The sequence below is a fragment of the Pseudomonas sp. Fl4BN1 genome (assembly GCF_009908285.1).
Lineage (GTDB): Bacteria > Pseudomonadota > Gammaproteobacteria > Pseudomonadales > Pseudomonadaceae > Aquipseudomonas.
Genome location: NZ_JAAARM010000005.1, coordinates 147771 through 159981 on the forward strand (window position 1 = coordinate 147771; position 12211 = coordinate 159981).

Below are 12211 nucleotides of genomic sequence, written 5' to 3' on the forward strand. Positions count from 1 at the left end.
GCCCATGGCCGCGCTTAACAACGAAATCAAAGCCTTCATCGTTCAGTCCCTGGCGTGCTTCGACTCGCCCTCACAGGTCGCAACGGCCGTCAGGGAAGGTTTCGGCGTGGTCGTGTCGCGGCAGCACGTCGAAGCCCACGACCCAACCCGCAAGAGCAGCAAGGGCCTGGCGAAGCGCTGGGTGACGCTGTTCGAAGACACCAGAAACGGTTTCAGGTCTGAGGTCGTCAAGGAGCCGATCGCTAACCGGTCCATGAGGCTGCGTGCGCTTGGGCGAATGCATGAAGAGGCCGAGGCACGTGGGCACATTGTGATGGCCATGAAGCTACTGGAGCAGGCAGCCAAGGAGTGCGGCGACATCTACACCAGCCGCAGGGCCAAGACCGACGGCCAGGCCTGTCCCGCAGGTCGCGTGGAGGTTGAATTCGTCCTGGCGCCGCACAAGGACGCCTGACAGCAGGTCGGAGCAGGTATTCCCCCATTGGGGAAACACCCCATGAAAGCCCAACCCCCAATGGGGGATGAACACAAATCGACGACCATTCGACGACTGCTCGACGACCGATCAGCGAAAACCGAGATGCGTCCAAATCTGGACACATCAAATCCGCGCCACGTTTTCATATCTCGCAAAACGTGGCGCGAGAACCTGATCTACCGAAATGGGATGTCAGCCCTCCCCGCTCCATCCTCAATCTGAGTTCGGACTGAGCCGGAAACCCGGCCCTGTATCATTTTGGCTGATGCAGACTTACTGCAACAAAATCCACCTCTCCAATCCCACCAAAACCAACTATTTCAGTCCGGTTCCGTCCACCTACGTGTAACACATGAGGTGCACCCTAAAAGCACTGGATATGCGCCCAGATACTGCCTAATGTGAGCTTTGCAAGGCTTTCAACAGCTCACAGAGGATTGATCATGTCAGTCAGCGCCAGCACTACCAAACCCCGTGGCCCACAAGCCAAGCCCACCCGCGCCGAAATCAATGCCGCGTGGGGCCGCCTGCGTTCAGCCGCCGAACAAGGAAGCGTTCAAGCAAGCGCTCTGCTGATCGCGCTTGTTGAGAACCGCCCGCTTCACGTCGACGCAGCCTAATCGGCCCACACATCAAAGGTAACTCAATGAATATCGGCAAACGCTCTGTCCTCAAGGTTGGCTTGGCCAACCTGCACTACTCCGAATATGACCACGCTCGGATCGAGGCCCGCACATTCGGCATCCAGCGACCAGACGGCACCAAGTGCACCTGGCAAGCCGGCGGCCTGTTCAAGTCGGTGCGCCACCTGCAGGGTCTGGCGTTGGAGACCTTCAAGGATATCGGCGAGGAAATTCTCTCCGTTCGCAATAACAAAGACCTGAACGCATCCGCTGTAGAGCGCCTGGGTAAGGAGCAGATCGATGGCATAGCGCCAGCGCTCATGCCGGCAATGGAAAAGGTGGCCAAGGATATGCTCGCGCTTGCCCAAACTGTCGCCGAGGGCTTCGCGCCGGTTACGCCGCGCGCAAGCTCTGATGTAGTTGGCTTTCTCGCTGACCAAGAGCTCCGGGCCATCGTGCGCGGACTGAGCCAGGAGGAACGTCGCACATTGGTTACTGAGGCGCGCGCCGGTGGACATCCCGACATCGTAGAGGCGGTGCTCCGGGCAAACCCGATGCTTTCCGGGCTATCCCCCGATGTCGCCGAAAGCCTGTCGCGTGCAGGTATTGCCGCATCACGCGCCGAGGACATCGAAGATCTCAAGCAAATGCTTGCGGTCTACGACGACGTTCTGGCCACAGCCTCCAATGCCGGCGTTGCACTCAGCGGTATGGTTGCCAATTCGAACGGGTATACCGGCCGGTTTGAGAAGTGGCGATCGGGCTGCGAAGGCTCCGAAGCGCTTCGCGAATGGCTCGCGAAAATGCCCACCCGCCAATCCGTAAAACCCGCTCCCGATCAACCCGGCGCAGAGGCTTAATCATTGGCCAAGCCGTTGCCACCCATGGATGCGGCGCCGGGCCGGGTTGCCGGGGGGCGATTCGCTCCCGGCCATTCCGGCAACCCTGGGGGGCGCTCAGGCCAGACCCAGGCCATCCGGGAGAAGCTCGCGGCAGGTGCTGATGCGGTAACGCGCAAGATCCTGGCCGCCGCCAAGAAGGGCGATATGCAGGCGTGCCGCCTGATCCTGGAGCGACTGGTGCCGCCAGTGAAGGCCACCGCCGAGGTGGTCAGCTTCGACCTCGACGACACCGACCTGCCCAGCGCCGCCAAGTCGATATTGCGCGCAGTGGCGGCCGGCAGCCTTCCCCCCGACCAAGGTCGCTCTCTCATTGAGGGCCTGGGCGCCGTCGCGCGAGTGATCGAGGTAGCGGAGCTACAGAAGGCCGTCGAAGAGCTCCGCCAGCAGATGGAGGGTATGCAGCGATGAGCATCCGTAGCCAGGTGGCCAAGCTGCGCCAGCAGACCGGGACTACCCAATTCAACAGGGACGTGCGCGCAATCAGTGACCTCATGGATGAGCTAGCCGCGGAGGCCGCCGGTGGAGGCGAATCCCGCAAAGAAGACACGCTCAGTGCCGTTTTTGACGAAACGACCGCACCAACGATCCGGAGTACCAGCAAGTGACTTTTCAAGAGCGCTTCACAGAGGCGTGCAAGACAAGCCGTTTTGCATCGCACCCACTGAGACAGGGCCCGGATGCGGGCTATCTGGTATGGGAAGTCCAACACCCCCGTGACGGCCAGAAGGTCGTCATTGACGGACCATTCTTCACCGAGGATGAGGCGCGAGTTTCTGCCGATCTGCTGCGCGGCACGTTCCGGGGCGCACGGGCCTACCAGGTGATCTATGACCGTGTTTGGAATTACGACCCAAGGCGAGAGCGGGTGACATTCGACCAGGCGCGTATGTCGCGATCCCTCCTCGCCATCCGCCTGGGTTTAGAAGCCCCAGTAATCAACCCATAGGAAAGCACAAATGGCCGCAACAGCAGCGCATTACAAGCCCAGGACAACGATTCAGCTCAGTAACATCTTGGGAAGAAAGTTCTTCCGGCAGAAGGATTATCAGCTCGAAACCGGTAACGCATGGGAAGTCTTCAGGGCATTGAGGGCGACAGTGGATGGTTTTGCCGAGGAGATTTCCCGTTTAGATCGGCTAGGCATGAGATTTGCCATCGTCCGCAATGGAAAGAACGTAGGGGAAAAAGACTTTGATCGCGGCGGCGTCAGAACATTGAAAATCGTTCCGGTGATCGGCGGCAGTAAGCGTGCGGGATTGGCGCAGACGGTTGTGGGGGTGGTCTTGATCGCCGCCGCAGCGTTTATCACCTTTGCGTCTGGCGGGACGGCATCACCATTTACTAGCGCCATGGCGGCCGCCGGTTACGGCCTTGCGATCGGTGGTGTGATCCAGATGCTAAGCCCTCAAGCCAAAGGCCTATCTCAAAGCGCGGCCCCAGACAATCTTCCGTCGTATGCGTTTGGCTCGGCCAAGAACACCACAGCCAGTGGCAATCCAGTGCCCATCTGCATCGGCGAACGCCGGTGGGGCGGGGCAATTATCAGCGCGGGCATCTACGCGGAGGACAAAGCATGAGTGCCATTTATTGCCAGCCGATCAGAACCGTAAAGCTCTATGGCCAGTTGCGGCAGTTCGGAAAATCCTACCCGCTGGCTGTGCGCAGCCCCGCAGAGGCTATCAAAGCACTTTGTGTGCAGATCCCGGGCTTCGAGCGGTTCATTTCTAATGCCAAGTCGAAAGGCTTGGTGTTCGCTGTTTTTCTAGGCAAGAAAAACATCGGTGAGTCAGAGCTTCACTATCAAGGTGAAGGTGACATCATCATTGCTCCTGTAATTGAAGGGAGTAAACGCGGCGGCATTCTTCAAACGGTTGTAGGCGTCGTCTTGCTTGCCGTTGGCGCGGTTCTGACTTACGCATCTGGTGGCACGGCGACGCCGTTTACGTCAGGAATGATGATGATGGGCGCGTCCCTCGCACTGGGCGGCGTAATCCAAATACTCAGCCCTCAGGCTGGCGGCCTCAAGACTAGCGCAGCTCCCGAGAATACTCCCGGCTACGCCTTCGGTAGCGCCAAGAACACCACGGCATCGGGCAACCCGGTTCCGCTGTGCTACGGCAAGCGCCGTGTCGGTGGGGCGATCATTAGCGCTGCCATTTACGCCGAGGACCAGATGTAGGAGCCATTCGGCACCATGTGTCCGGTCTATACAGGCGGTGCTAAAGTGGCCGCCTCATGGATAGGAGCTCTCATGCTGAAAATTACCGCTGTTGTCGCCCTGGTTACCCTGATGAGCGGATGCTCAACCACCCCAGTTTCGTTCGACCAGGCTAAACCTGTTCCTGGTGATAGGGTGCTGACCTACGGGAACAAGCCCGTAACACCGTATTCAACCATACAAATTGCGCGCGATACTGGTTTCGTCGGTGGCGGGTGCTTTGTTGCGGTTCACATCGACGGTCGGGCCGTCGCCAGAATCGATACTGGCGAAGTGGTCAGCTTGTACGTTGCTCCTGGAGAGCATCTGGTAGGCCTGGGTGCCGATGAGAATGGATCGGGAATGTGTAGCTGGTCGGGCGCACTCAAGGAGCAAGCCACCATTCTAAAAGCCGGGCAAACAAAGCGCTTCAGGATCGGTGGTGACACCAATGTCGGCCTGGATATTCGCCCAACCTCTCTTTGACCTTCCACCGTGTCGAAAACAACACAGTGTGTTGAAACCTACACACTGTGGCGTTTTCACCACTCCACAACCCCATCAGCCACACCCAGACGCACAATCCTCTGCTGGGCTCGCGCCCTCACATCCGTTGCAAACCCTGAGTGTTCCGAGGTGAGAATGTAAGCGGCGCAGTGATCTCATACTTGCCCGAGCTATCAGTCAATGGCGCGTGGTCCCCCATCGTGATCCGCGACGCAGCCTTCATGACCCAACTATCCACATTGGCATCGCCGGAACCTTTGATCATCGTAATCAGAGGTGCACCGCTGTTTGCCTTGAAGCGATAGGACAGCGTCACGTTTTGAGCTTCGCCTTTAGCATTAACAGCCTCGAACACTTCCCGAACAGCCAGACGGCGCATCTGCAGTTTAAGGAAACTTGCCACCCAGAGTTGCCGATATCGATTCGCCTGCACCTCACTGAGCGGCTGGCCCTGTTTGCGCAAGCCATCCATCGCGTCCCAGGCATCATCACCACAGTATTTGGACGACTCCAGATAGAGTGCAAAGGCTCCAGGCACATCCTTCGGGCCACCTTTACCCTCCTCCATCAACCGCCCCAGCGGCACCGCGGCATTCTCGCCCGAGAGGCGATAGAGTTTGCGCGCCTTGACGTAATCCACTGGCTCACCTTCGCCGCGCTCAGCCATCCGCCCTAACAGAGCGTTGCTGGTCGGATTCAGCTTGGCAGACTCGACAAACAGCGCCCGGGCCTTACTGAAATCTTGATCGACGCCGTATCCACCCTCTTGATACATCTTACCCAGCACTGCCTTGCACGTTGCATTCCCATCATCGGCATTGCTTTCGATGTATCTCAAATTGTCCCGCTCAAAGGGCTTCTTACCGGCGGTCATCACGCATCGCAAGCCAACGAGCGAGGAGGAGTCAGAATCGGCAGAGCGGATCACGCTCTGACAGCCCGTGATCATAGTCAAAAACAATAGGAGAGAAAGATTTTTGAACATAGCTGAATTTCATCCATTGAAATGAAGGCATTATGCCGGTTCAAGCAAATCAAGTGTAACGATTGGAAGTAGGACGGGCCGTCCGGGGCATCTGCAGTCGTCAATCAGATCGCCTTCCATCTAACGCGCACCAATTACAGTATGCCTAGGCTGATACAGGCAGATTATGCCTTTACCAGCCTTTTCACTTGATATGTAACACCCAAAATGCAACAGTGTTAGGACAACACCCTAACTGATACAGGTTGCATTATGTTCATCCGCGCTTACCTCAGAGCCTCAACCGACGAGCAAGATGCCGGCCGCGCTCGTACGGCTCTCGAGAAGTTTGCGAGCGACCAGAACAAAGTCATTGCCTGCGAGTACCTAGAGAACGCCAGCGGAGCGACCGCGGACCGGCCTGAGCTGCTGCGCCTGCTCAAGGATGCTCGCAAAGGTGATGTGTTGCTGGTGGAATCAATAGACCGCCTCTCACGCCTTCCTGTGGAGGATTGGCAGAAGCTCAAGGCTGCGATTGACTCCAAGGGGCTGCGCATCGTCGCGCTCGATCTGCCAACAAGCCACCAGGGAATGCAGGACACCAAGGGTGACGAATTCACCGGGCGGATGCTGGGTGCCATCAACTCGATGCTGGTGGAAATGATGGCAGCTATAGCCCGTAAGGATTACGAGCAGCGACGCGAACGCCAGGCCCAGGGCATCGAAAAGGCCAAGGCTGCTGGCAAGTATCAGGGCCGCCCCATCAACGCCGATCTACATAAGCGCGTGACTGAACTGCTCGGCGCAGGCCTAGGCATCCGCGCAACCGCTCGGCACGCGAGTTGTTCGACCACTACAGTACTCAGGATTCGCGATGGTCTTTCCAAACCGAGCTAATTTACAGCCAATAAAAAGGTCGGCTGGTAGCCGACCTTTAGGCAATCTCAAGCATGGTTCAAGCGACTTCGATCATTCCATTGCGAAAGGTTGCAGAGCAGCCCTTAACTGGGGTGCTGGGTTGCGTCGGAGGGCGCGCGTCCTGCAACGAAGGAATTGCGCCACTCCGATCGGAACAAGCAAACGACCGCTCGAAGCTTCCGCGCTCCTCTTGTGTTTTTGATCCGATCTGACCAGATGAATCCCGGATGCTATAAATCATGAGAATAACCCGTGTGGTTATGTACTAATTTGGGCTCGTTGAGCATGACGAACTTCTCGCCTCTCTTAAGCACACCGATGTGCGTCCTTCCACCTACGGTAGCTACGGCACTAGCGAAGCGCTGCATTCCTGACTGCAAATTGACTAAAAGCTCCGCTAAATCGACGGCATACTGTGCAGGCAGATTTCCAAAGTCAATACGGGCAACGCTTTCCCCCCATGGTAGCTCAATGGGGAAATCTGGCGTCACGAATGTCATCCCCTCAGGTATTTCGACACCTGCAGCCCTTAATTGATCAGTAATTACCTGCACAATTGCCTGAGTCTGACTGGACATTAATTGACCAACGGTCGAATCGATCTGATCAGCTAGCCTGCCATCCACTCCCACCAATAGGCGCTCTACAAAATCAGACTGCCCTACGAAGCACGTACCTGATCGGCTTTTCCAAGTGAACTGTTCCTCTAGCTTTCCGGAATTGACAGAAAGCTTGAATACCTTACTCGTAGCATCATCCGTGCCATACCCACCGACTATAAATTGGACGTCAGGAAAGTAAGGCCGAAGCTCCTCAGCCGCGGTTTCATATTCCACCTCCGCCTCCCACTCTTGACGAACGTGTGCCAAGAATGCGGCAGCGACGGATTCAACGGTGCGATAAACAGTCCCCTCTCCCGAGTTTTTCTTCTTGAAGCGGTTAGCAACGCCGGCGATGGTCACGCCGCACAGAGTGGCCATCCCCGCAGTTACCGCTGCCACTGTTGTGTCCTCGTCCTCATACAGGCAGAACATCTTCTGAGCGCCGCCAAAGACGTTGGTTACGTAAGGGCGCAATTCAGCAGCTGACACTACTTTATGGCCAGTAGCGTCAATGAGTTCGTTTCCGTCGGCATCCCGGGCGAATCCACCACCATTACGAAAGGGTAAAATTGCCTGCTCAACCTGGCTGGAAAGACTGTCACAGCCGAGAACAATGGCGTCGTATGTGGCGATCGCAATGTTGATAGTCAATGTGGAAACACTCCCAAACGAGCGCGAGGTCATTCTCGGCAATCTCGAGTGTAGGCAATGTTCGCAAAGACGATGGAAGAAGGGTCATAGACGCAAAACGAGCCCCGAAAGGTCCGCTGTTGCACCCGCTATGCACCCATGGGTTTGGCTGGGGCAACTCAAATTCAGCTGAAGAGCCCATGAAATATGGTGTCCCAGGGCAGGTTCGAACTGCCAACCTTCCCCTTAGGAGGGGGATGCTCTATCCAATTGAGCTACTGAGACTGAACGGCGAGCGCCTGACACGGCGCGAATGACGGCGTGCATGTTAACGGCCAAGGCCGCATTTGTCATGTCATCCATAGGGCTTTTTGCACGAGACACCAAGAGCCGTCAGCAGACCGGCAACAACTTCGTGCAAATTGCATCACTGCAAAATGCCATCATTGCAAAATGCAATTGCCTTTGCTTTTTTAAACAACACAACTAGTTGTTTTTAAAGGATTTAATGGCATGTAGACTCTTGGCATGTGGCCTGCTTTATCAACGGATAAAACACCGCGGAGATCACGCCCATGAGCAGCGCCCTGTTTCTCTTGAACGCGATAGCCATCGCAATACTGATGGCCTTTCACTTTCAGCCGGCAGACAACGCTGAACTGACTGGGAGTGCAACTGCCCGTCACCCCCAAAGCCAGGCACCACAACTGGCAGTCATGAACACCCAGATCCAGCCTGGAGTCGCAACCCGGGTTACTGAGGGACAAAACCCGCAGCGGTCAGCCAATACACAAGCTGAAAACTGGGTATTTTGAGATCAAGACATCAGGAGCTACACATGTCCACTGCAGCCAAAAGCCTGCTTATACTGACGCTGCTCAGCGGATTCGCTGCAGCTTTGTTGCCTGAAGAGACTCTCGGCAGTGCTTTGCTGATCGCCTGCGGCTCATTTTCCAGCCTGCTCCTGCTGGCACTGATCGCCGGACGCAAGATCAAGTTTGACCCGGTGCTGCGCTAACGCCCCGCTGACGAAGTATTTCCAGCAACCGCTGCAAAGTAACCTGCAACTCTCCCGAGTTATCTAGACGCACAACCGACTCTTCGTCGAGCCAGGCAGCACTGGCGAACAGCTCATTACGCTGCAGACGGCTTTCGATCTCCGACAGACTTTCCCGAGCCCTACGCAGCAAACGACGGCGTAATACTTCCGTATCCACAGTCAGAACTATCGGAATCAAATCGGGATAACGCTCTCGGGCCAGGGACAAATAGCCCCTGGAACCGTTGACCAGCACATGACAGCCCTGCTCCAGCCAACAATCAATCTCCACGGGAATGCCATACCCAAGGCCATTGGCCCGCCAGAACAAGGCGAAATCACCCCGCTCCACCTGCCGCTCAAACTCCAGCTCAGAGACCTCGAGGGCCTCCTCGCCCACAGACTCCGCAGAGCGCGTGATCACCCGCCTTGCGACCTTACAACGCAAAACACTTAAAGGCTGCCTGGCTGCATCAATCAGGCTATCCTTGCCGGCCCCTGAAGGCCCCATCATGTAAATCAGTCTACCTGGCATAGGTCGCTGCCCCAGACAGCACAACTAGTAAATCGGCCATTTGCCACTATCCTCTAACAGGTAGGGATTACGTAGCTCACCCGCATAGCATGCACCTTCGCTAGTGCACTGACACTCCCACCAGGAGGGAGAATGCGGTCAATAACGCGGATCAGCGATCTTTTCAAACCAGTCCGCATTTCTGATAATTGGTGCTGGCATAACGCCTTTATCCAGTTCAATATTTGTCACAGAATTGACGCCAATGATCTGGCAATTTTGAGGCATGATGCGGGCCTCTTAACAATTCAGGTTGAACATTTGGCAATCAGGCTTGTCCTAAAAGACAGCCCGCGGCCAATTCCGAGAACCGCTCCCCTGAACTAACCGGTTAAATATATGCGCCCATTGAAACAGGCAATTTATTCCAGCCGTACGGCTGACAAGTTCGTCGTACGTCTACCAGACGGGATGCGTGAACGCATTGCCGAGGTGGCTCGCAATCATCACCGCAGCATGAACTCCGAAATCATCGCGCGCCTGGAACAAAGTCTTATTCAGGAAGGCGCCTTGGGTGAAGAGTTGAGCATGCGCCTGGACAGCCCCGAGCTGTCCTTGCATGAACGCGAACTGCTTCAGCGTTTCCGCCAACTTTCACATCGCCAGCAAAACGCTTTGGTTTCGCTGATCGCCCATGACGCTGAAATGGCCGCAGACGCCACCTGATTCGACCCAGAATGCTCAAGCCAGCCTAGTTGCTGGCTTTTTTTTGCCCGCCGAATAAGCAACGAAGCGCCATAAAGGCGCTTCGCGGGCAAAACCTATGCAAGGGACGAGTCAGAGCAGGAAGATCGTCGCCAGGCCGAGAAAGATGAAAAAACCACCACTGTCCGTCATCGCAGTGATCATCACACTCGCCCCCATCGCTGGATCGCGCCCAAGTCGTACCAAGGTCATGGGGATCAAGACCCCCATCAGGGCCGCCAGCAGCAGATTCAAGGTCATGGCAGCCGTCATTACCACTCCCAGCGACCAACTCCCGTAGAGCAGGTAGGCGACAATGCCGATCACCCCACCCCAGACCAGGCCGTTGATCAAGGAGACCGCCAACTCCTTGCGCATCAGGCGCGAGGTATTACCGGTGCTTACCTGATCCAGAGCCATTGCCCGCACAATCATGGTGATGGTCTGATTACCCGAATTACCGCCGATACCTGCAACGATCGGCATCAGGGCGGCCAGCGCCACCAGCTTTTCGATGGAGCCCTCGAACAAGCCAATCACTCGCGACGCGACGAAGGCGGTAATCAGATTGATTGCCAACCAAGCCCAACGGTTGCGCAGGGACTTCCACACCGAAGCGAAGATATCCTCTTCCTCGCGCAGACCAGCCATATTGAGGACTTCGGTCTCACTTTCCTCACGAATCAGGTCGACCATTTCGTCAATGGTCAAACGGCCGATCAGCTTGCCATTCTTGTCGACTACCGGAGCCGAAATCAGGTCATAACGCTCAAATGCCTGGGCCGCATCATAGGCATCTTCATCCGGATGAAAGCTCACCGGGTCACTGGCCATGACTTCTGCCACTTGCTTGTCCGGATCATTGACCAAGAGGCGCTTGATCGGCAGCACGCCCTTGAGCACGCCGTCGTAATCCACCACGAACAGCTTGTCGGTGTGGCCTGGCAATTCTTTGAGCCGGCGCAGATACCGCAGAACCACTTCTAGGCTGACGTCCTCGCGGATGGTCACCATCTCGAAGTCCATCAGTGCGCCGACCTGCTCCTCGTCATAGGACAACGCGGAGCGAACGCGCTCACGCTGTTGGCCGTCGAGGGTCTCCATCAGCTCATGGACAACGTCTCGCGGAAGCTCGGGAGCCAGGTCAGCAAGTTCGTCAGCGTCCATCTCCTTGGCGGCAGCCAGGAGCTCGTGATCGTCCATGTCGGCGATCAGGGTTTCACGTACGGAATCGGATACTTCGAGAAGGATGTCGCCGTCACGCTCGGCCTTGACCAACTGCCAGACGGTCAGACGCTCGTCCAGAGGCAAGGCTTCGAGGATGTAGGCAACGTCGGCGGAGTGCAGGTCATCGAGCTTGCGTTGCAGCTCGACAAGGTTCTGCCGATGGACCAGGTTCTCGACCCGGTCTTGATGATGGCCTTCCTGACGGTGCGTCAGGTCTTCGACCACCCGCTGGCGCTGTAACAGCTCAACGACTTGAGCGAGGCGGTCCTGCAGGCTTTCTTGCGTCTTCTTTACTTCTACTTCGGTCATAGGCGAACTCCACTCCCAGCAGAGGAGCACGCCGGAAGGATCAATCAGTCAGTTCATGATTGTAAAAACGGGATACTGAGCAACTACTGGGTAAGTCCATGGAGGTATTCCACAAGCCCCGGCGGGGCTGACGGGCGCAATCATACACCGCCTGGCGGTTTTAAACGCTAAAAATCGCGGCAAGAACAAGCGCTTGCGGCATAAACCTGAGCAGTAACCGAATCTATAAAACTGCGACGCACAGGTGCAAAAAGAAAACACACACCTGGAGAAAAAAGTCCGCGTGCAGGCATATGGACACTGAATTCGACTTCGCCAGGACGACACCGTTCCAGAGAAATGAATCAGAAGAGAGGAGAGGCAGAAATATACAACGCAGAAAACAAAAAGCCCGCATCTTACGATGCGGGCTTTCTGATGTATGGTGCACTCGACAGGATTCGAACCTGTGACCGCTCGGTTCGTAGCCGAGTACTCTATCCAGCTGAGCTACGAGTGCATTTTGTGTTTTTAGACCAGACCACAACTGGCTGAAGCAAAGTTAACTACATCACTGC

At 56.2% G+C, this 12211-nt stretch carries 17 protein-coding genes and 2 tRNA genes; 13 read left to right on the forward strand and 6 right to left on the reverse strand.

Annotated features, from left to right (window positions below; translation table 11 throughout):
* Positions 1-4: 4 nt before the first annotated feature.
* The 9 genes from GV818_RS07820 to GV818_RS07855 all read left to right on the forward strand — a co-directional run bounded on the left by GV818_RS07820 (position 5) and on the right by GV818_RS07855 (position 4686).
* Entirely contained in the window at positions 5-454 is a 450-nt protein-coding gene (locus GV818_RS07820; protein WP_161776290.1) for a DUF2280 domain-containing protein, read from the forward strand.
* A 467-nt stretch (positions 455-921) separates the two neighbouring features.
* Positions 922-1098 carry a hypothetical protein gene (locus GV818_RS34085; RefSeq protein WP_177343012.1) on the forward strand — a complete coding sequence of 59 codons (177 nt, stop codon included), beginning with the start codon at positions 922-924 and terminating at the stop codon, positions 1096-1098.
* A gap of 26 nt (positions 1099-1124) precedes the next feature.
* A complete protein-coding gene (locus GV818_RS07825) occupies positions 1125-1961 on the forward strand; it encodes a hypothetical protein (protein WP_161776291.1) in 837 nt (278 codons plus the stop codon).
* A 3-nt stretch (positions 1962-1964) separates the two neighbouring features.
* The gene (locus tag GV818_RS07830) at positions 1965-2411 is read left to right on the forward strand and encodes a DUF5681 domain-containing protein (RefSeq protein ID WP_256679438.1); all 447 of its coding nucleotides are present in this window, start codon (positions 1965-1967) and stop codon (positions 2409-2411) included.
* Complete coding sequence (locus GV818_RS07835; protein WP_161776292.1) at positions 2408-2608, forward strand: hypothetical protein; 201 nt, start codon at positions 2408-2410, stop codon at positions 2606-2608. Before GV818_RS07830 ends, GV818_RS07835 begins: the two co-directional genes overlap by 4 nt.
* Positions 2605-2949, forward strand: coding sequence for a hypothetical protein (locus GV818_RS07840; protein ID WP_161776293.1), 345 nt, complete (start codon positions 2605-2607; stop codon positions 2947-2949). Before GV818_RS07835 ends, GV818_RS07840 begins: the two co-directional genes overlap by 4 nt.
* A gap of 10 nt (positions 2950-2959) precedes the next feature.
* Positions 2960-3580: a tail assembly protein gene (locus tag GV818_RS07845; protein ID WP_161776294.1), complete on the forward strand. Its 621-nt coding sequence runs from the start codon at positions 2960-2962 to the stop codon at positions 3578-3580.
* On the forward strand, positions 3577-4182 hold the full coding sequence (locus tag GV818_RS07850) for a tail assembly protein (protein WP_161776295.1): 606 nt from the start codon (positions 3577-3579) through the stop codon (positions 4180-4182). The genes GV818_RS07845 and GV818_RS07850 overlap by 4 nt, the downstream gene beginning before the upstream one ends.
* Before the next feature lie 72 nt (positions 4183-4254).
* Positions 4255-4686 (forward strand): hypothetical protein, encoded by a 432-nt coding sequence (locus tag GV818_RS07855; protein ID WP_161776296.1) that lies wholly within the window; start codon positions 4255-4257, stop codon positions 4684-4686.
* Between the two features lie 118 nt (positions 4687-4804).
* On the opposite strand, the gene GV818_RS07860 is transcribed toward GV818_RS07855, so the two are convergent.
* The gene (locus GV818_RS07860; RefSeq protein WP_161776297.1) at positions 4805-5692 is read right to left on the reverse strand and encodes a tetratricopeptide repeat protein; all 888 of its coding nucleotides are present in this window, start codon (positions 5690-5692) and stop codon (positions 4805-4807) included.
* A 252-nt stretch (positions 5693-5944) separates the two neighbouring features.
* Between GV818_RS07860 and GV818_RS07865 the strand changes: the two genes are divergently transcribed.
* A complete protein-coding gene (locus tag GV818_RS07865; RefSeq protein ID WP_161776298.1) occupies positions 5945-6568 on the forward strand; it encodes a recombinase family protein in 624 nt (207 codons plus the stop codon).
* Between the two features lie 251 nt (positions 6569-6819).
* On the opposite strand, the gene GV818_RS07870 is transcribed toward GV818_RS07865, so the two are convergent.
* The gene (locus tag GV818_RS07870) at positions 6820-7842 is read right to left on the reverse strand and encodes a hypothetical protein (protein WP_161776299.1); all 1023 of its coding nucleotides are present in this window, start codon (positions 7840-7842) and stop codon (positions 6820-6822) included.
* A 187-nt stretch (positions 7843-8029) separates the two neighbouring features.
* A tRNA-Arg gene (locus GV818_RS07875) sits at positions 8030-8106 on the reverse strand.
* A 290-nt stretch (positions 8107-8396) separates the two neighbouring features.
* On the opposite strand from GV818_RS07875, the gene GV818_RS07880 reads away from it, so the two are divergent.
* Positions 8397-8636 carry a hypothetical protein gene (locus tag GV818_RS07880; protein ID WP_161756002.1) on the forward strand — a complete coding sequence of 80 codons (240 nt, stop codon included), beginning with the start codon at positions 8397-8399 and terminating at the stop codon, positions 8634-8636.
* Positions 8637-8659: 23 nt separating this feature from the next.
* Positions 8660-8839 (forward strand): PA3371 family protein, encoded by a 180-nt coding sequence (locus tag GV818_RS07885; protein WP_161776300.1) that lies wholly within the window; start codon positions 8660-8662, stop codon positions 8837-8839.
* Here GV818_RS07885 and phnN read toward each other — a convergent pair.
* Entirely contained in the window at positions 8814-9395 is a 582-nt protein-coding gene (gene phnN / locus GV818_RS07890; RefSeq protein WP_161776301.1) for a phosphonate metabolism protein/1,5-bisphosphokinase (PRPP-forming) PhnN, read from the reverse strand. The two genes, GV818_RS07885 and phnN, sit on opposite strands and share 26 nt — an antisense overlap.
* Before the next feature lie 378 nt (positions 9396-9773).
* On the opposite strand from phnN, the gene GV818_RS07895 reads away from it, so the two are divergent.
* Positions 9774-10100: an Arc family DNA-binding protein gene (locus tag GV818_RS07895; RefSeq protein WP_003204761.1), complete on the forward strand. Its 327-nt coding sequence runs from the start codon at positions 9774-9776 to the stop codon at positions 10098-10100.
* Between the two features lie 111 nt (positions 10101-10211).
* Here the strand turns inward: GV818_RS07895 and mgtE are convergent, their stop codons facing one another.
* Together mgtE and GV818_RS07905 are read right to left on the reverse strand one after the other, a co-directional pair.
* Positions 10212-11654: a magnesium transporter gene (gene mgtE, locus GV818_RS07900; protein ID WP_161756005.1), complete on the reverse strand. Its 1443-nt coding sequence runs from the start codon at positions 11652-11654 to the stop codon at positions 10212-10214.
* A 422-nt stretch (positions 11655-12076) separates the two neighbouring features.
* Positions 12077-12153 (reverse strand) — tRNA-Arg (locus GV818_RS07905).
* Positions 12154-12211 lie beyond the last annotated feature (58 nt).

Bases quoted from the DNA above. Each gene is read 5' to 3' on its own strand.
- GV818_RS07820 (WP_161776290.1), top strand. From the start codon at position 5: ATGGCCGCGCTTAACAACGAAATCAAAGCCTTCATCGTTCAGTCCCTG.
- GV818_RS34085 (WP_177343012.1), top strand. From the start codon at position 922: ATGTCAGTCAGCGCCAGCACTACCAAACCCCGTGGCCCACAAGCCAAG.
- GV818_RS07825 (WP_161776291.1), top strand. From the start codon at position 1,125: ATGAATATCGGCAAACGCTCTGTCCTCAAGGTTGGCTTGGCCAACCTG.
- GV818_RS07835 (WP_161776292.1), top strand. From the start codon at position 2,408: ATGAGCATCCGTAGCCAGGTGGCCAAGCTGCGCCAGCAGACCGGGACT.
- GV818_RS07845 (WP_161776294.1), top strand. From the start codon at position 2,960: ATGGCCGCAACAGCAGCGCATTACAAGCCCAGGACAACGATTCAGCTC.
- GV818_RS07850 (WP_161776295.1), top strand. From the start codon at position 3,577: ATGAGTGCCATTTATTGCCAGCCGATCAGAACCGTAAAGCTCTATGGC.
- GV818_RS07855 (WP_161776296.1), top strand. From the start codon at position 4,255: ATGCTGAAAATTACCGCTGTTGTCGCCCTGGTTACCCTGATGAGCGGA.
- GV818_RS07860 (WP_161776297.1), bottom strand. From the start codon at position 5,692: ATGTTCAAAAATCTTTCTCTCCTATTGTTTTTGACTATGATCACGGGC.
- GV818_RS07865 (WP_161776298.1), top strand. From the start codon at position 5,945: ATGTTCATCCGCGCTTACCTCAGAGCCTCAACCGACGAGCAAGATGCC.
- GV818_RS07880 (WP_161756002.1), top strand. From the start codon at position 8,397: ATGAGCAGCGCCCTGTTTCTCTTGAACGCGATAGCCATCGCAATACTG.
- GV818_RS07885 (WP_161776300.1), top strand. From the start codon at position 8,660: ATGTCCACTGCAGCCAAAAGCCTGCTTATACTGACGCTGCTCAGCGGA.
- phnN (WP_161776301.1), bottom strand. From the start codon at position 9,395: ATGCCAGGTAGACTGATTTACATGATGGGGCCTTCAGGGGCCGGCAAG.
- GV818_RS07895 (WP_003204761.1), top strand. From the start codon at position 9,774: ATGCGCCCATTGAAACAGGCAATTTATTCCAGCCGTACGGCTGACAAG.
- mgtE (WP_161756005.1), bottom strand. From the start codon at position 11,654: ATGACCGAAGTAGAAGTAAAGAAGACGCAAGAAAGCCTGCAGGACCGC.